The following is an 18,596-nucleotide window of genomic DNA, read 5'->3' as shown; positions in this document are numbered from 1 at the left end:
ACAACGGAAATAAATGATCGGGACTGAAATACATAACTTCAACACTTTATATACTAAATTCTACAGAAAATCCTTTCTGTTCACTAAATCCTATGTACATGACGAATGTATCGCCGAAGATATTGTATCGGACGTCCTGATTAAATTATGGGAAATATTGAAGGAAAAGGAGATAGAACATATTGAAGCCTTGCTATTGACGACATTAAAAAACAAATCGCTCGACCACCTGAAACATGAAGCTGTCAAAACAGAAGCACTTCGCACCTTGACGGATATGAGACAAAGGGAACTGGATATCCGCATCTCTACGTTGGAAGCATGTAATCCCGAAGACATATTCTCTACCGAAGTGCAGCAGATTGTCACAGCAACTTTAGCTCTTCTGCCAGAACAGACCCGGCGTGTCTTTGAAATGAGCCGCTTCGAAAACAAAACAAATAAAGAAATAGCCGAAGAACTCCAACTTACAGTTAAAGGCGTTGAGTATCATATCACAAAGGCTTTAAAGCCTCTGCGTGAAAATCTGAAGGATTACCTGCCGCTCTTCTATTTCTACTTTTTTTTCCAATAATTTCTCATACTCCACTAGGGTTATCACTCAATGAATCGTTTTAATAATAACGGGGCATGAAACACATCCCCACAAAAGTAAAGGAATGAACCAGGAATTATTAAATAAATATATCGCAGGTGATGCAACTCCGGAAGAAAAAGAAGAGGTTGCCCGCTGGTTGGATACCGACAAGAAAAACATGAAAGAGTTTCTTGCCCTGCGTAAACTATATGATATATCTATCTGGCAGCAGGAAGCGAATTCCACTATTCAGGAAAACAAAGTGACAGACAAGAAGCAATGGACATTACGGACTATAGCCATTGAATTATCTAAAATAGCTGCCATTTTCTTCATCGCTTTTACCGTCGTGTACTCATTTATTATAAATGAGGAAACAACAGACCCGGCTAATATGCAAACAATTTTTGTTCCGCCTGGACAACGGGCCGAGCTGACACTGACAGACGGAACAAAGGTCTGGCTAAATGCAAAGACTACTTTTAGTTTCCCCGACAGATTTACAGCCGACAGCCGCAACGTCATATTGGACGGAGAAGGTTATTTCGATGTTGCTAAAGATGCAGAAAAGCCTTTTACCGTAAAAACCGAGAAATATGATATCAGGGTATTAGGAACAGAATTCAATGTCACAGCATATTCCGCTTCTTCTAACTTTGAAACTTCTTTGCTAAAAGGCTCTGTCGAAGTTTCGTCGTCAGACACCCACACCACCGTCAGGTTGGAGCCCAACACCCGTACTTATATAGAAAACGGTAAGCTGAAAAAAGGAATAATAGAACACGACACTTATTTCTTATGGAAAGAAGGACTAATATGCTTCTATGATGAACCTGTAGGTAAAATGATAGAAAAACTTGAATTATACTATGATGTAAAGATTGATGTACAAAACAAGGAATTGCTCAGGAACCGTTACTCTGGAAAATTCCGTACCAAAGACGGTGTAGAGCATGTATTGAAAGTTCTTCAATTAAAGAATAAGTTTACCTATACGAAAGACAATGACTTGAATCTGATAATCATTAAATAATTAATCACAAAAACAGTTAGCCTATGAGATAAAAGACATGAACAAACAAAAACCGGAAAGTGCTCCAACACTTTCCGGCCAAGAGTAAGTCAATACCCGACTTCTTTCCTTAAATATCTAAGTATTAACTAACACAGTTTACAAAAGTATGAAAAATATTTTGTACAGGGGCTCTTTTGTCCCGCTTAAACCACAATTTAAACACATATTTCGTATTATGAAACTAGCCTTTATGTGCCTCTTTGTATTTGTTTCCGGACTATTTGCAACGGAAGCCTCCTCACAGACTGCGAGAGTTTCCATTGTTGCCAATAGTATCTCTACAAAAGATCTTATCCGGGAAATAGAGAAACAGACAGAGTATCTGTTTGTATATAATAAAAATGAAGTTGACCTGAATCAAACAGTAACGATCAATGCAGACAACAAAACGGTAGCAGAGATCCTAAACAAGACGTTCGGTAATACCGATATCGTCTATGCAATGGAGGGCAGCAACATTATGCTGATGAAGAAAGAATCAAAAGCAGAGATTCAGGCTTCACAGCAAAAAGAAAAAACAGTTAACGGCATAATTACCGACGAGAACGGTGAAGCAATTATCGGAGCAAACGTATCTGTAAAAGGAACCACTATCGGAACAATTACCGATGTAGATGGTAACTTCTCTTTAAGCATACCTGAAAACTCTTTATTGCAGATATCATATATCGGTTATCTTACCCAAGAAATAGCTGTAGGAAATAAGAGTTCTTTTTCGATCAAACTGCTTGAGGATACGCAAAAGATCGAAGAGGTCGTAGTAGTAGGATACGGTGTCCAGAAAAAGCAGACGGTAACAGCATCCGCTTCTACTGTAAAGGTGAAGAGCCTGGAGTCATTGCCTTCTACCAACTTATCATCTTCGCTGGGCGGACGTGTCAGTGGTTTGCTGGTACAACAAAGTAGTGGTGAAGCGGGTTATGAGAATCCTAAAATCATTATCCGCGGTTCAAGTTCTCCTACGTCGTCAGATCCGCTGATCGTTGTGGACGGAATAGTCGGACGTAGCATGAGTCAGCTCGACCCCAGCGAGATAGAAAGTATGACGGTCCTGAAAGATGCATCTGCTGTTGCTCCTTACGGTGCACGCGGAGCCAACGGGGTTATCCTGATTACCACCAAACGCGGGAATACCGGAAAAACATCTGTCAATTATAGCTTCAAAGGTGGCTTTGGAGTCCCGACGCGCATGCCGAAAATAGCCAGTTCTTACGATCATGCACGCCTTATGAATGATGCATGGCGCAACAAAGAAATGAGCATGGGCAATGATCCGGGTATGTATGGTGTATATACGGAAGACGAATTGCAAAAGTTCAGAGACGGCTCAGATCCTTACGGATACCCGAACACCAACTGGACCAAAGAAGTCCTGCTGCCCAGAGCATGGCAACAACAACACAGCCTGACAGCCAGCGGTGGAAATTCGAGCGTAAAATATTTCGTAGGATTCGGTTTTGTAAATCAGGACGCCCTATATGGAGATACACGTACTAATACACCTTCTACTGATTTCAAACGTTATAATATCCGTGCCAATATAGACGCCAATATCATTGACAAATGGCTTACCTTATCGGCAGACATGGCATACAGACAGGAAGATAGAAATACAATTGCAGAAAGTACCTCTTTTATCTTCTCTAATATGTATCGTAATCCACAGACAGACCCGGGGCGGTTCCCTGACGGCAAACTGGGAAAGGTGTCGTTAGGATACAACCCGATCGGATTGGTTACAGACGGCGGTTATAGCCATGACAGGAAAAGCATCCTGAACACACGCTTTGTTCTTGACTTAAAAATACCCGGTGTAGAAGGATTAAATGTAAAAGGTATCTTCGCCTACGACAAGGACTTCGACAAAACAAAAACATGGACAAGCCCCGTCAATTTCTATATCTGGAACAAGATACTGGGTGAATACGACGGTAGCTCGCCTAACAAAGAAGGAGCCGACCTGAAAGAATCATTTGAACAAAACCAGCCTTATACCTTTGAGGCACAAGCCAGTTATAACAAAACGATTGCAAAAGATCACCAGTTAGGTGCCTTATTCGTATTCACGACATCACAGGGACAGGGAGATGACTTCTGGGCTGCCCGGTATAAATATCAAATATCATCTATCCATCAACTATTTGCGGGACCCGACAAAGATAAAGACAACAGCGGCAAGGCCAAGGAAGATGCAAAAGTTGGATCCGTGTTCCGTCTGACCTATAACTATAAAGAAAAGTATATGCTCGAAGCAAACGGACGTATAGACGGTTCAGAGAAATTTCCTAAAGCCAAACGATATGGTTTCTTCCCATCCGTATCTGCAGCCTGGAGAATATCATCGGAACCTTTTATGGAACCGGTAGAACACATTGTCAACAACCTGAAGATAAGAACATCGTGGGGTAAAGCCGGCACAGACAATATCGGGCGATTCAGATATATGTCTGCTTATGGAACCGGAGATAATGCTGTGTTCGGCGGTCAGTCGCCCGAAATTGCCATAGGATATACGGAAAACAGATTCCCGAACCCCAACATTACCTGGGAAACTTCAGAAATGTTCAATGTGGGTGTGGATGCTTCCTTCTTCAACAGTAAGCTGACATTGGAAGCCGACTATTTCTATAAAATTACCCGCGACATCTTACGTGAACGTACTGATATGCCGGGAATCTTAGGCTACAAACTACCGGCAGCCAATGTAGGTACGGTTGATAACCGCGGGATTGACATGAATCTTTCTCACCGAAATACGGTAGGCGAATTCAATTACTCGGTAACAGGAAACCTGACATGGGCCAGAAATAAGGTTATAGACCTGCTGGAACCCGCCGGACAGAAAAATAACCCTAACACAAGAATAACAGGACGTCCGATGAACCAGCAATTCGGTTATGAGGCTTTAGGATTATTCCAGTCCGACGAAGAAGCAGATAACTCTCCGCAACCACAATTCGGTAAAGCAAAAGCAGGAGATATCAAATACAAAGACCAGAACGGTGATGGTATTATTGATGCAGAAGATAAGGTGGCTATCGGAAGAAGCAAATTCCCCGAATTGGTATTCGGTCTAAATCTGAATGGTGAATACAAAGGTTTTGATATCCAGTTATTCTTTCAGGGAGCAGGGCTTACAACTTATGGTTACACCGGATTTCTGGCACATCCCTATTCAGAAGGTAAAGGTAGTACGTTGTTCGAACATCATATAAACAATACCTGGACACCGGAGAATAGAGATGCAGAGTTTCCACGCCTGTATTATGGCGGCAATCCCAATAACAACTATACTTCATCTTTCTGGCAACGAGACGGTTCTTACCTGCGCCTGAAAAACATTGAAATAGGATATGACTTCAAAAAGTATCTCCTGAAGAATGTAGCTATGATCCAGGGATTGAGACTGTTTGCCAGTGCACAGAACCTGTTTACAATCTCTGCCATCAAATACATGGACCCTGAGTTACGTACCGACAACGCAACAGATGCCGGTATGGATGGTTCGGCATATCCTCAGATGAAGAATTATACACTTGGAGTAAATATTACCTTCTAATAATAAAATTACCACAGTATGAAAAATATAAAATTATCACTTTTATTCCTGCTGGCATTCCTGTCGTATGGCTGTAACAGCATATTGGATAAAACTCCTTTGGATGAGATTGGAGATGATGCATTCTGGGCAGACCCGATATTAGTCGATTATTATGTAAATAATCTATATTCAATAATCTATTTGGACACACGTCTGGAGCAAGAAAACAGAACAGACAACTCCGTTTCGGCTCAAAGAGATAAGTTTCGTGCCAGTACTTACTTGTTTAATTATAATCTGGTGAGTGCCACCGATCCGAACGATAACATCTGGAACGATCACTACGAGAAAATCCGTAAGTGTAACCGTTTTCTCGAAAGAATAGGAGAGTCTAGTATTGAAGAAGATGAAAAAAATGTATTGACAGGACAAGTCCATTTCCTGCGGGCCATGTTTTACTTCGACCTTGTTAAACGGTATGGCGGAGTAGTACTTCTTGATAAAGTACTTACGATGGAAGATAACTGGGAAATTCCACGTAGCTCAGAAAAAGAAAGTTATGACTTTATCATTGCCGACCTGAATAAAGCGATCGAACTACTTCCGAACACGTGGAGCGGCAAAGACAAGGGAAGAGCAACTAAAGGTGCAGCCCTGGCTTTAAAATCGAGAGCAGAACTATATGACAAACGATATGCCGATGCCATTAAGAGTTGCGAAGCTGTCAGACAACTGGATTATGAATTGATACCCGGCACAACACCCGAAGATTATCGTTCCATCTGGTGGATAACGAATAAGGATAATAAGGAAATCATATTCGACCTACAATTCAAAAGCCCGGACGTATATAACAATATGATGGTTTTCAATCTGGTATGCTATATAAATAATCCCTATGGAGACAGAGGTTGGGGCGGCATCGGACCGACACAGGATTTGGTAGACGAGTTTGAATTGAAAGACGGAACACCTGCTCCCGCATTCTCACAAAAAGATAACGGAGAAGTGTTTGATGTCAATACCTCCAAAATATATGAAAACCGGGAACCAAGATTTTACGCTAATATAGTCTTCCACGGATCGGAAATATTTTTCAAAGGAGATAAAGGCCCCGTTACGGTAGATCATTACTTAATGGATACCCCCGACAAAGGCGATGCTTCACAAACCGGTTATAACGTATGGAAATGGATCGATTATGACAATTATAATTATCCATATGCAGGTGCTTCGGGCAAAGATCATAGTACGAACTGGATCATGATCCGTTACGCCGAAGTTATTTTGAATGAAGCAGAAGCCCGTGTAGAGACTAATGACATACAAGGTGCCTTAAAAGCCGTAAACGAAATTCGGGCACGCGTCGGGTTACCTGCCTATACAGAAACAAATCAGGAAAAACTCCGTCAGCTGATCCGGAAAGAACGCCGTCTGGAACTTGCCTTTGAGGATCATCGATTCTACGATGTTCGCCGATGGAGAATCGGTGCACAGACACAAGGTAAACTTCATGGACTCAAATTCGTTTCACCAACTGAATTTACTGTTGAGACAGTCGACACCAGAAGTTGGGACGATCGCCTTTATCTCCATCCTATTCCTTATGAGGAGATTATCAGAGTGAGTGCCATCAAACAAAATACTGGTTACTAAGCAATTGTATAACATAAATATGTATCATTATGAACAAATTAAAATATATAATAGCCATTATAACCTGTTTTGTCCTTTCCGCATGCGAAAAAACAGAAATTCCGGATGCACCTAACTTCGATAAAACAGAAATATTATTAGTGAATGCTTATGATAGAAACAAAGGAAATATCATCTCAGAAAATCCGATTATCGATACAGAGAAAGGAACTGTAACCATTTCTGTGAAAACAGGAACGGATCTATCCAGTATTTTCCTCACCTGCGGGCTTTCTTCAGGAGCTAACATTTCACCGGCATTAGATGGATACAGTGACTGGTCTTCAAAGACGAAGACGTTTACCGTCACTTCTGCCAGCGGTACACGCTCCCAACAATGGACAATTATTCTCAACTGATTAATATTCTGATAAACAATGAAAAAGATACATTTGATAATTGCTGCCACAGCCTTTCTCACGATGAGCTGCAGTCAAAAAAAGTCATCTCCACTAGACTACTGGAAAGCAGGTTCGGCCAACGATGACGTATTTATTGAAATGACGCAGGAAGAGATGGATGCACTCGCCAAAAACGATCTGCCGTATCTGGAAATAGACTGGCCTTATTCTGCTAAAAAAACGCAGGAGGAGATGGAAGAATGGGCCATAAAAGTCAAAAATCGGGCAGATAAGGCCGGAATCGTGATATGGTCTGTTCATTTGCCATTTGGCGGTCCTTACGATATTTCGCAAACGAACGATACTTTAAGGCAAAGAGCGGTAGAACTGAATATGAATGATATGATATTAAGTGCAAAAATCGTTGCACCTGAAAAGTTTGTCATTCATCCCAGTGCAGAGCCTATTTCCAATGAGGAACGTGCAACAAGGATAGTAGCCAGTAAGAAGTCTCTACAAGAACTGGCTGCTAAAGCAAAGGAACTGAATATTCCTTTATTGGTTGAAAATCTTCCCAGAACATGCCTGGGAAATACATCCACCGAGTTACTGGAGATCATTAACGGCATTGATAATACAGCAATATGCTTCGATGTGAATCACCTGTTAATTGAACCCCAGGTCACTTTTGTGAAAAATACAAAAGGAAAGATCCAAAATACCCACATGTCTGACTACGACCGTAAAAACGAACGACATTGGTTACCAGGAGAAGGAGTTATTGACTGGACAGAGTTACTCTCAGCTTTAGTAGAATCAGGCTATGAAGGCCCTTTTATTTACGAGGCCGGCAAAGGTAAAAAACCTAATATTGTCACGATTCAAAGTTTAGGAGACAGATGGAAAAAGTTGAAACAGGATTACGTAAACATGAATAAATAACGACTACTTTTCCAATCCACACATTTTCCGGTTCATACTTATTATAACAAAAGTATGAGCCGGAGTTTTTTTATACTGCCGTTTATGAATAACTTATTGCTTTATTTGTTAGAAATTGGTATGAAAGTGGCGGTAAACCCTGGTCAAGCAGACTTTATTCCCCGGAAATGTACCTGTTTTTTCCCTAAAGGGCAGCTGCCGCTTCTCTATATCCTGCCTGCTTATTCCCTTGAAGGTAGCAGTTGTTTCCCTATAGGCTGGATTTTAGTCACTATGTAATTGCATATAGATAACTATGTAACGTCACATACATAACTATCTATTCATTATACACGTTTCAGCTTTCAGGAGCTTCCTCCCTTTGATAATCAGATCATAATCCTGAAGGATGAAAATAGTTGGCAGAAATACAATCTGACAACTAAATTCAGGACGCTACAGTACATATTTTACCTCGATGACACGTTTTATTATCATTTCAGGATAACACTTTATAAATCAACACCTTGAAATAACTGAAGGCTGAAAGATAAATATATGGATCTCGCTTGTAGGAGCCATTTTAGATACCAACTACAGTCATTTGCAGTAGTTGCCGCGGTTATGAAAAATCACTGCGGCACTTATTTGAAATGGCTGCCTACCCATTCTGAAAAAAACGTAAGCTTTTTCTCTGAAGGTTTCACCTTTTTCTATAAATGAAGCAAAACAATGAAATCAAAACAGCTTCTCAGAACTATCGAAATCTGGATGGGCAACGCATCAGGTCAATATTCAAACAAATTGACTCTGGAAACAGGTTTTCTTTATTCAACAAAAAGGAAGGAAAAGCTTTTGAAATACTAAAACTGACTTAGTTCTAGAAGAACTATATCATTATTACAAAATCAACACACTGATTATTAAGATACATACTCATACTTACAACGTAAACATCCTTTTTATACAATTTGAGGAACTAAATGAATTGTTCCACATAATTAGGTACTTATCTCATAAATAACTTATATTTGCATTTGAATAAACATAGTAGTTCTTCTAGAACAAAGTTATTAACCTATGAAAATAAAGGCATTCCCTGAGCAAAGAGAAGAGACCAGATTTGAAGACATCTATCTCTCATATTTCTCAAAGATGAAGTATTTTGCCAAAGAATACGTTATCTCAGAGGAAGATGCCGAAAATATTGTGCAGGATGTCTTCGTTGAACTTTGGGAAAACAAAAAAATGCTCAATATGCATATGAATCTCATTGCCTATTTATTCACTACCATAAAAAACAAATGCCTGAATCATCTTCGTCACAAATTAGTCGTACAAGAAACAGCCAGTAAACTACAGGAAGAATACACCATTTCCCTACGAATGAATTTAGATTCATTAGAAGCATTCGATAATAACCTTTTTTCTGACCAGGATATAGAAAAAATTATTTCCCGTGCATTAGACACCCTTTCTGAAAAATGCCGGACAATATTCATTATGAGTAAAATCGAAGGTAAAAAACAAAAAGAAATAGCCCAGGAATTGAATATCTCTATTAACACCATTGAAACTCAAATGGGCATTGCTTATAAAAAACTCAGAATCGAACTTAAAGATTACTTTCCGATACTACTATTTATTCTTTGTCTTTAAGAAATCAGAAAAAAATATTTTTCCGTTTAGCGGATTTTTCATGCTTAGGTGTTTACTATATACAAGGACAAAATTATGAATGAACAAATAATAAAATATTTCCAGGGAGAGCTTAATACTACAGAAAGATTGCAGTTTTTAAGACAGGTGGAAACTAACAGTGAGTTGAAAAAACAATTCATTGAATATAAAAACATGCATGCCCTGCTAACTCTTTCCGACCAGTCAGATAATAAAGAGGTAAACAGACAGGGATATATACTATTCAACAAAATCATCCGAACAAAAAAGATACGCAAAATCATATTACATACTGCCAGTTATGCAGCAGCCATCACATTACTGGTTTTGTCTACCTACTGGTTTACCACCAGTCACTATGATATACAACAGTCTGTAGCGGACATTGAGAATACCCTGTATGTACCGGCCGGTCAACGTGTAAAACTGACTTTGCAGGATGGAACTGAAGTCTGGCTGAATTCACAAACAAAATTAACTTATCCCGCTTTATTCTCTGGAAAAGAAAGACGAGTAACCGTGGAAGGTGAAGCCTTTTTCGATGTCGCTAAAAACCCGGAAAAACCGTTTATCGTATCTTCACAGGGAGTAGAAATGAAGGTCCTGGGCACAAAATTCAATGTCCACAGTTATCCGGGGAAAGAGACAATTCAAACAAGCCTGCTTGAAGGAGGGTTAAAAGTATATTTTCCTCATGCCGAATCCAAAGGAGTTATCCTCAAACCGGATGAACAAGTGACAATAAAGGGAAACCAAATGAAAATAGGCTCCCTGCCCCATGCAGATTATTTCTTATGGAGAGACGGGATATATAGCTTTATCAACGAACCGCTTATCGACATATTGAAGAAACTCGAACTCTATTATGACGTAAAGATCATTGTAAAAGATCAATCCATATACAACTGGGAATACACCGGGAAATTCCGTCAACGTGATGGCATCGATCAAATTTTACACATGATACAGAAAATACACAAATTCAAAATCAGCAAAGATGAAGAAAAGAATATCTTCACATTAAGCAGATAACATGTATAATCATTAAAATTAGTATGCCTATGAAGAAACACTTTTAAAAGCAAAAACGGCAGATGCTGTAACATCCGCCGTTGACAATCAAGTAAACACATCAAGTCAAAAATTTTTAGTATTCACTTAATTATTAGCAAAGATATGAAAATAAAAACTTTGTTACCACTCTTTATTGTACATGATCAACACTTTAAAGAATATTTTAGAATCATGAGAGTATCGCTATTTATGCTATTCGTCTGTATTTTTCAACTGATGGCAACAAATACAGAAGCACAGAATGCCATTATGAAACTGGAAACAAATGTGATATCCATCGGGCAACTCATCAATCAAATAGAGAAACAAACAGACTATCTGGTAGTATTTCGCAACCGGGAAGTTGATACGGAACGGACAATACGTGTTCAGGAAAAATCAGGAAAAGTGATCTCATACCTGAAAGACGCTTTCGAAGGCACAGATATCAGTTACGAATTTACCAACAAATACATTTTGTTATCTAAAAAGAATCATTCCGATGCCGTTAATGATAACCAACAGTTAAACAGGAAAATTACAGGTACGGTTAAAGACAATAACGGAGAGCCTGTGATCGGTGCTAATGTATCTGTCAAAGGTACTACGAACGGGACGATCACAGATGTAGATGGCAATTTCAGCCTGGAAAATATATCTGATAATGATATTATCGTTATTTCATACATCGGTTATACTTCACAAGAAATCAAAGCCGGAAAACAAACCAGTTTGAAAATCATTCTGAAGGAGGATACCCAGGCTATCGACGAGGTGGTTGTGGTCGGGTTCGGTACACAAAAGAAAGTGAACCTGACCGGATCAATCGGTACCGTTAAAACAGATGAGGTCCTTAAATCCCGTCCTGTTACCAACGTACAGGAATTGCTGGCCGGTTCGGTACCGGGTATGGTCGTATCGAAAGGAAGCGGTGCAGCCGGTTCCGGTGCAAGCATCAACATACGTGGTACTTCCACTATCGGTAACAGTTCCGGCGTTCTGGTTCTCATCGATGGTATGCCGGGTAATATCTATACATTGAATCCCAATGATATAGAAAGTGTATCCGTATTGAAAGATGCTGCTTCTGCTGCTATCTACGGTTCACGCGCTGCCAATGGTGTTGTTTTGGTGACTACCAAAACGGCCAAAGCAACAGAGCGTCCGACTGTGGAGTTCTCCAGTAATATCGGTATACAAAATCCACAGTTTAAGCTGGACTTTATCGGATCAGAAGATTTCATGCGTCTATACGACCAGGCAATGATCAACGATGGAAAGGATGCTATTTACGGAGAACAGGGCATCCAGGACCTGAGAGCCGGTAAGTATGTAGATAATAAATGGTACAAAGAAATTTATAAGAAAAATACCATTATCAATAATACGCATCTGGCGTTGTCAGGTAAAGAGAGATCGATTGCTTACCGTTTCTCCATATCCAACGACTATCAGGATGGAAACTTACCGAATAATAATTACAATCGTCTGATATTCAAACCGGATATGCGTTTTCAGATATTGAAGAACCTGGAAGCACATGCCAGCCTGCAATATACACAGACAAATATCAAAAATCCGAATGGAGGTACTACAGGATGGCAATCACAGGCTGCCCGAATCTCTCCGATCACTCCGATCAGGAATTCCGACGGTTCATACGCTGCCGGTGGGGCAATGGGAGGCAACCCGATTGCGGGAGTAAACGAATCCGGCTATTCCAAAGAAAGGCATAAAGAAATGATGGCGATCTTCGATGTGACCTATTCTCCTCTGAAAGACTGGAATATTAAAGGAAATATAGCTACTTATTCCCATAATACGACTACCAAAAACCGTGTAAGTACATATTACTTATACGACGAAGAAGGCAATATCGCAAAAACGGAAAACCGGGTATCTTCTCTAAAAGAAACGAATACATACAATTTCCGTACACAGTTACAGTTTACAACCGACTATTCTTTTAAAATCGCATCCGATCATAACTTTAAAGTGTTAGCCGGTTACTCGCAGGAATATTATAAATCCGACGGTTTCTGGGCATCCCGGGATAACATGCCGTTTGATAATGTTGACGTATTAAACACCGGTAGCAGCAATAAACAAAATGGTAGTGCAGACGGTGACGGAAACGAATACGCCAATGACGTGGCGGTTCAATCCTGGTTCGGTCGATTGAATTATGATTATCAAGGAAAATATTTGTTCGAAGCTAGTTTACGTGCGGACGGTTCTTCCCGTTTTGCCAAAAACCACCGATGGGGGGTATTCCCGTCTTTCTCGGCTGGTTGGAATTTGCACCGTGAATCATTTATGATTGAAACGAACAATTGGCTGTCCGAATTGAAAATAAGAGCATCATGGGGTGTCCTGGGAGATGCCGAAAAAGTAGGTTACTATCCGACAGCTCAGATATTATCTTATAATCCAAAGATTTATGCCTTCAATGATAAACTGGTAGGGGGTGCATACAATAACATCGCCGTCAACCAGAACATCACATGGGAAGAATCCAAATATACCAATATCGGTTTGGATTTCGGATTGTTTGACCAACGGATCAAATTGTCTGCCGACTATTTTATAAACATGAGAGACAACATCCTGTACAGACCACCCGTTCCAAGCGAATTCGGCTTAAATGCTCCTTACTCAAACTTACTGAAAATGAAAAATCAGGGTATGGATATCATGGCAGGTTATCAGGATGGGAACGGTGATTTCCATTGGGGCATCGACGTCAACCTCAGTTATTCCAAAAACAAGGTGCTGGAAATGGGAGATTCTGAAAGATGGATTGAAAATAATACGGTAACCTATCTGAACGACCGTTATCAGCTACCGTTCGGTTACGAAGCGATCGGCCTGTTCCAGAGCGAAGAAGAGATTGCCAATTCTCCGAACCAGGGAAATGTTCTACCCGGTAATATCAAATATAAAGATCAAAACGGCGATAACATTATCGACGGGGAAGACCGCGTAGTGCTGAACCGGAAAATCCCTCTGAACTTCGGTATGAACCTGTCTTTCGGATACAAAGATTTCGATTTCTCCCTGAATATGTATGGAAAACTGAATACGAAAAAGTATCTGCAAGGATACGAAGGATGGGCTTTCTATCTGACAGACAATGCACGCCCTATGCACCTGGATGCATGGAACGAAAGTAATCCGGATGCCTCTTATCCACGATTGACACTGACAAACACATCCAATGATTATGATTCACGATATAATAGTTTCTGGTTACGTACAGCCGATTACCTGAAAATTCAAAACGTACAGGTCGGTTATACTGTCCCCCAAAGTGTGTTGGAACGTGTTAATATTAAATATTTGAGAGTATATCTGTCCGGCCAGAATTTAGCTACGATCACAGGTTATGACGGTTTCGACCCGGAAGGTGGATGGTATCCGCTGGCAAGAACATTCTCATTTGGTTTTAATCTTCAATTTTAATAAGTTATGAAACAATATAGTATAGCATTGATATTGGCTTCTGCCCTTACATTCGGCAGTTGTTCGGACTTTTTGGACCGGGATCCTCTTTCCCAAGCCTCAGAAAATACATTCTGGCAAACAGAGGCTGATGCGTTGGCAGGTGTAAACGCATTATACCCATTATTACCCAACTCCCGTGATTTCTGGAGAGATTGCCAAAGTGATAACTCATTAATGACCAATGCCTGGGGCGAAAGCGGGCTGGGATATATCTGTCAGGGATCACATAACGCAGCTACCGGTTACCTTTCCGAGGAGTGGAAATACGACCATATCCGCAGAATCCTTTATTTCCTGGAACGGTTGGAAGGTATGAACATTGATGAGAGCAAAAAGAAACGTTTCGAAGGGGAAGCACGGTTTATCCTGGCATTACGCTATTACCGTATGACACGTCACTTCGGCGACATTCCGCTAATCAAAGAAAAGCCGATAGACCTGGATGAAGCAGCATTGCCACGTTCGCCTAAACAGGAGGTACTCGACTACGCATTGGAAAACCTTAATAAAGCAATCGAATATCTGCCGGAAACCTATTCCGGTGATGATATCGGACGCATAACCAAAGGAGCAGCTCTGACATTGAAAGCCGATATGTACCTGGATATGGCTAGTTACGCAAAATTCCATCACAACCAGGACGGCACAGAGTTATGGAAAGAAGCCGCCCAATCTGCAAAGAAAGTGATCGACATGAACCTGTACAGTTTGGAAGATGACTTTGCAAGCATTTTTAAATCAGCAGCAAATAATAACAATAAGGAAGTTATTTTGGCTTACCAATATAAGGAAGATGAAATCACTCACATGTTACCGATTTTAGCATCTCCGGCCGGAACCGGAATTACCGGACAAGGATGGGCAAGTTTCTGTCCGACCCGCCAGTTGGTCGATTCTTACGAAATGACAGACGGTAAAACCATTTTTGAATCGGATTTATATGACATGAACAACCCGTGGGAAAACCGAGATGCCCGACTGAAGAAAACATTCTTCCTGCCTGGTTATGAATGCTTGCGTCCGAACGGTTCATACGAACCTTATATGCCACATCCGGCTTACAATAAAAACGAGAGAATAAATCATGAAGGAGGCGGTATTACAGGATATATGTATCTGAAATACAATGATCAGGAACTGGTGAAACCCGATGCCTCCTGGACTAATTTCAGCCTGTACCGGTATGCAGAAGTCCTCTTGATCTATGCAGAAGCGTTAAATGAATATGATCCGGGAAACCCACAGATAGCATGGGCTGCCAATCAGGTGCGCGAACGAGCAGGTTTGCCTGGTGTGGATCAACTAACAGGGAACCAGGTAGCAATGAGAGAAAAGATACGGGAAGAAAGACGACACGAATTCGTAGCGGAACATAAACGTTACTTTGATATTCTTCGTTGGAAAACAGCAGAAAAAGTTCTAAACGAACCAGGATACGGCATCAATAAGGATGAAAAGGCTCCTATTGGAGATTATTCCGTAGAACAATTCCTGGGACAAAACCGTACTTTTGACGCAAGTAAACATTACCTGTGGCCGATTCCTCAGTCAGCAAGAGATAAGAATCCTAACTTAGGACAAAATCCGAATTGGTAATTATATTAACAAGAAAAAGCCGATCCGAATAAAGTCTGATCGGCTTTTTATACTAACTTTAAAATATGAACAAATTAATATTACTAACAATTTGTACACTCGTTTCCGGAGCCATTGCATCTCAGGAATGGAAGCCACAAGAATGGCCGGTACTGAAAAACTACGATCAGGAACACCTTTACCAGATTGCACTTCCATTAGGAGGCATCGGAACCGGAACGGTATCGCTGGGTGGTCGCGGAGAACTCCGGGATTGGGAGATCATGAATGTACCTGCCAAGAAATACAGTACGGTAACAACCGGAAACAATGCCCCGTTCTTCGCAATCTATGCGAAGCCACAAAATCAGGAAGCCACCACCACTCTACTGGCCGGTCCTTTATACCCTCAGGAATATCTCCATTATGAAGGTCGTCCGGTAAATCATCATGGTTTACCTCGCTTTGCACAGGCTTCATTTGATGCTGCTTATCCGTTCGGACAAGTACACTTATCAGATAAAGACCTGCCGGTAAAAGTCACGATAAAAGGATTCAACCCGCTTATTCCGGGGGATGCAGAAGCAAGCGGCTTACCTGTTGCCGTACTTTCCTATGAAGTGACCAATACAACCAGTCAACCGATGGAAATTGCTATTTGTGGCTCCATGCGCAATTTTATAGGGAAAGACGGAAGCAAATTCCGTACCGACTGGAAAGGAGACTATATCCCAACCGGTGTAAAAGACAATAAAAACAAATACGTTGAAAACAAAGGAATAAAAGGAATCTATCTCTATTCAGACGGAGTGGATAAAAATGATCCTGCCTGGGGAACAGTCGCTCTCACGACACAGGCAACCAGTGGAGTAAGCTACCGTACTTCATCGAAAGCCGACAACTGGAATAACGGTATCCTGAACTTCTGGGATGATTTCAGTGCCGACGGTATGCTAACCGAGCGAAACAAACAGGAAGATGAAGACCCGATGGCCTCACTCTCCGTAAAAAAAACAGTAAAACCGCAAAGCACGGAAACATTCACATTCTATATCACCTGGAATTTTCCAAACCGGAAAGCTTGGTCCTCGACTGTTGTCGGAAATTATTACAGCCGTCAATATACAGATGCCTGGAAAGCGGCAGAAACAATCATTCCGCAAATTCCCAAATTGGAGAAGAAAACCTTATCTTTCGTAAACGCCTTACTCAATACTTCTTATCCGGATGTTGTAAAAGAAGCAGCATTATTCAACCTGGCAACCTTACGGTCGCAAACCGTATTCCGTTTACCCAGCGGTCATATGATGGGTTGGGAAGGCGTAATGGACCGTTTCGGCTCTTGTGCCGGTTCCTGTACGCATGTCTGGAACTATGAAACAGCTACTCCTTATCTATTCGGAGAACTGGCAAAAACAATGCGTGACGTAGAGTTCAATTACGCAACTAAAGAAAGCGGCCTGATGAACTTCAGGGCCTCTCTCCCACTAAATGAAGCAAATAAAGGAAACAGTGCCGCAGCCGACGGACAAATGGGCTGTATCATGAAGATATACCGCGAATGGCAACTTTCCGGAGACAATGATTTCCTGAAAAATAACTGGGGACAGATCAAAAAAGTACTTTCTTATGCTTGGACTGAAAAGGGTTGGGATGGCAATCAGGATGGCGTAATGGAGGGTTCGCAACACAACACTATGGACGTGAATTACTTTGGTCCTAATCCTCAAATGGGTTTCTGGTATATGGGAGCACTGAAAGCAGCAGAAAAGATGGCTATAGCTATGAAAGATAAAGGCTTCGCCCAAAAGTGCCAAACGTTGTTCGAACAAGGCAGTAACTGGATGGACAAAAATTTGTTCAACGGCGAATATTATGAACACAAAATAACCGATCCGGAGACATTTGAATACCTCGATATGAATAATCCGAATGTCAAAATTCCATCTTTCCAGCTAGGCCCCGGTTGTCTGGTAGACCAGTTAGTCGGCCAATACATGTCACATTTATGCGGGCTGGGTTATCTCGGAAACAAAGATCATATTCAGACCACCATGAACAGCATCATGAAATACAACTACGTATCAGATTTCAGCCGTCATTTTAACAATATGCGTTCATATGTGATGGGCTATGAATCCGGGCTACTTATGGCATCCTGGCCAAAAGGCCGTCTGGAAGTACCGTTTCCTTATTTTGCTGAGGTAATGACAGGATTTGAATACTGTGCAGCCGTAGGTATGATTTACGAAGGAATGGAAAAAGAAGCACTCACCTGTATCCGGTCCATCCGTGACCGCCATGATGGAGCAAAACGTAATCCATTCAGCGAGCCGGAATGCGGTCATCATTACGCCCGATCCATGGCAAGCTGGTCTGCTATTATTGCACTTAGTGACTTTCAGTATTCAGGCATTGATAAAAGTATGAAAATTACGGCACGCCCGGGAAATTATTTTTGGAGTAATGGCTATTCATGGGGAACTATCGACGTCAGCGACAAGGATATTACAATCGAAGTAATAAGCGGTTCTCTCCAATTGAAATCCCTTACCGTCGGTAACGAAAAAGAAATGCGGTTAAAGCATTTTGACCTGAAAGAAGGCGACAAACAAGTCATAAAACGATAAAGTC

At 41.0% G+C, this 18,596-nt stretch carries 12 protein-coding genes; all 12 read left to right on the top strand.

Annotated elements, in window-relative coordinates:
• Positions 1–13: 13 nt before the first annotated feature.
• The 12 genes from DWW91_RS00645 to DWW91_RS00585 all read left to right on the top strand — a co-directional run bounded on the left by DWW91_RS00645 (position 14) and on the right by DWW91_RS00585 (position 18,592).
• Positions 14–574: an RNA polymerase sigma-70 factor gene (locus DWW91_RS00645; RefSeq protein WP_010801205.1), complete on the top strand. Its 561-nt coding sequence runs from the start codon at positions 14–16 to the stop codon at positions 572–574.
• A gap of 85 nt (positions 575–659) precedes the next feature.
• Positions 660–1,610 (top strand): FecR domain-containing protein, encoded by a 951-nt coding sequence (locus DWW91_RS00640; protein ID WP_010801204.1) that lies wholly within the window; start codon positions 660–662, stop codon positions 1,608–1,610.
• Positions 1,611–1,758: 148 nt separating this feature from the next.
• Complete coding sequence (locus tag DWW91_RS00635) at positions 1,759–5,211, top strand: TonB-dependent receptor (protein ID WP_199722531.1); 3,453 nt, start codon at positions 1,759–1,761, stop codon at positions 5,209–5,211.
• An 18-nt stretch (positions 5,212–5,229) separates the two neighbouring features.
• Positions 5,230–6,849: a RagB/SusD family nutrient uptake outer membrane protein gene (locus tag DWW91_RS00630; protein WP_046145847.1), complete on the top strand. Its 1,620-nt coding sequence runs from the start codon at positions 5,230–5,232 to the stop codon at positions 6,847–6,849.
• Between the two features lie 29 nt (positions 6,850–6,878).
• Complete coding sequence (locus DWW91_RS00625; protein WP_010801201.1) at positions 6,879–7,247, top strand: hypothetical protein; 369 nt, start codon at positions 6,879–6,881, stop codon at positions 7,245–7,247.
• A 63-nt stretch (positions 7,248–7,310) separates the two neighbouring features.
• Complete coding sequence (locus DWW91_RS00620) at positions 7,311–8,171, top strand: sugar phosphate isomerase/epimerase (RefSeq protein ID WP_157310087.1); 861 nt, start codon at positions 7,311–7,313, stop codon at positions 8,169–8,171.
• A gap of 84 nt (positions 8,172–8,255) precedes the next feature.
• On the top strand, positions 8,256–8,450 hold the full coding sequence (locus DWW91_RS00615; RefSeq protein ID WP_147426525.1) for a hypothetical protein: 195 nt from the start codon (positions 8,256–8,258) through the stop codon (positions 8,448–8,450).
• 780 nt (positions 8,451–9,230) lie between these two features.
• The gene (locus tag DWW91_RS00610; RefSeq protein ID WP_048314880.1) at positions 9,231–9,809 is read left to right on the top strand and encodes an RNA polymerase sigma-70 factor; all 579 of its coding nucleotides are present in this window, start codon (positions 9,231–9,233) and stop codon (positions 9,807–9,809) included.
• A 75-nt stretch (positions 9,810–9,884) separates the two neighbouring features.
• A complete protein-coding gene (locus tag DWW91_RS00605; RefSeq protein WP_048314881.1) occupies positions 9,885–10,862 on the top strand; it encodes a FecR family protein in 978 nt (325 codons plus the stop codon).
• Between the two features lie 258 nt (positions 10,863–11,120).
• Complete coding sequence (locus DWW91_RS00595; protein WP_233584374.1) at positions 11,121–14,345, top strand: TonB-dependent receptor; 3,225 nt, start codon at positions 11,121–11,123, stop codon at positions 14,343–14,345.
• A 6-nt stretch (positions 14,346–14,351) separates the two neighbouring features.
• Positions 14,352–15,983, top strand: a complete 1,632-nt coding sequence (locus DWW91_RS00590; protein ID WP_122326642.1) for a RagB/SusD family nutrient uptake outer membrane protein — start codon at positions 14,352–14,354, stop codon at positions 15,981–15,983.
• Positions 15,984–16,048: 65 nt separating this feature from the next.
• Positions 16,049–18,592, top strand: a complete 2,544-nt coding sequence (locus DWW91_RS00585) for a GH116 family glycosyl-hydrolase (protein ID WP_122326641.1) — start codon at positions 16,049–16,051, stop codon at positions 18,590–18,592.
• The last annotated feature ends 4 nt before the right edge of the window (positions 18,593–18,596 follow it).

It is taken from the genome of Parabacteroides sp. AF17-3 (assembly GCF_003635445.1).
GTDB classification, from domain to species: Bacteria; Bacteroidota; Bacteroidia; order Bacteroidales; family Tannerellaceae; genus Parabacteroides; species Parabacteroides goldsteinii.
Note: the sequence above shows the minus strand (reverse complement) of the source record. Positions and strands in the feature narration are given on the sequence as shown.

What these genes read in the sequence shown, in the direction of transcription:
- DWW91_RS00645 (WP_010801205.1), top strand. Translation starts at nt 14, where the DNA reads ATGATCGGGACTGAAATACATAACTTCAACACTTTATATACTAAATTC.
- DWW91_RS00615 (WP_147426525.1), top strand. Translation starts at nt 8,256, where the DNA reads ATGAATAACTTATTGCTTTATTTGTTAGAAATTGGTATGAAAGTGGCG.
- DWW91_RS00585 (WP_122326641.1), top strand. Translation starts at nt 16,049, where the DNA reads ATGAACAAATTAATATTACTAACAATTTGTACACTCGTTTCCGGAGCC.
- DWW91_RS00620 (WP_157310087.1), top strand. Translation starts at nt 7,311, where the DNA reads ATGAGCTGCAGTCAAAAAAAGTCATCTCCACTAGACTACTGGAAAGCA.
- DWW91_RS00595 (WP_233584374.1), top strand. Translation starts at nt 11,121, where the DNA reads ATGGCAACAAATACAGAAGCACAGAATGCCATTATGAAACTGGAAACA.
- DWW91_RS00630 (WP_046145847.1), top strand. Translation starts at nt 5,230, where the DNA reads ATGAAAAATATAAAATTATCACTTTTATTCCTGCTGGCATTCCTGTCG.
- DWW91_RS00590 (WP_122326642.1), top strand. Translation starts at nt 14,352, where the DNA reads ATGAAACAATATAGTATAGCATTGATATTGGCTTCTGCCCTTACATTC.
- DWW91_RS00625 (WP_010801201.1), top strand. Translation starts at nt 6,879, where the DNA reads ATGAACAAATTAAAATATATAATAGCCATTATAACCTGTTTTGTCCTT.
- DWW91_RS00605 (WP_048314881.1), top strand. Translation starts at nt 9,885, where the DNA reads ATGAATGAACAAATAATAAAATATTTCCAGGGAGAGCTTAATACTACA.
- DWW91_RS00610 (WP_048314880.1), top strand. Translation starts at nt 9,231, where the DNA reads ATGAAAATAAAGGCATTCCCTGAGCAAAGAGAAGAGACCAGATTTGAA.
- DWW91_RS00635 (WP_199722531.1), top strand. Translation starts at nt 1,759, where the DNA reads ATGAAAAATATTTTGTACAGGGGCTCTTTTGTCCCGCTTAAACCACAA.
- DWW91_RS00640 (WP_010801204.1), top strand. Translation starts at nt 660, where the DNA reads ATGAACCAGGAATTATTAAATAAATATATCGCAGGTGATGCAACTCCG.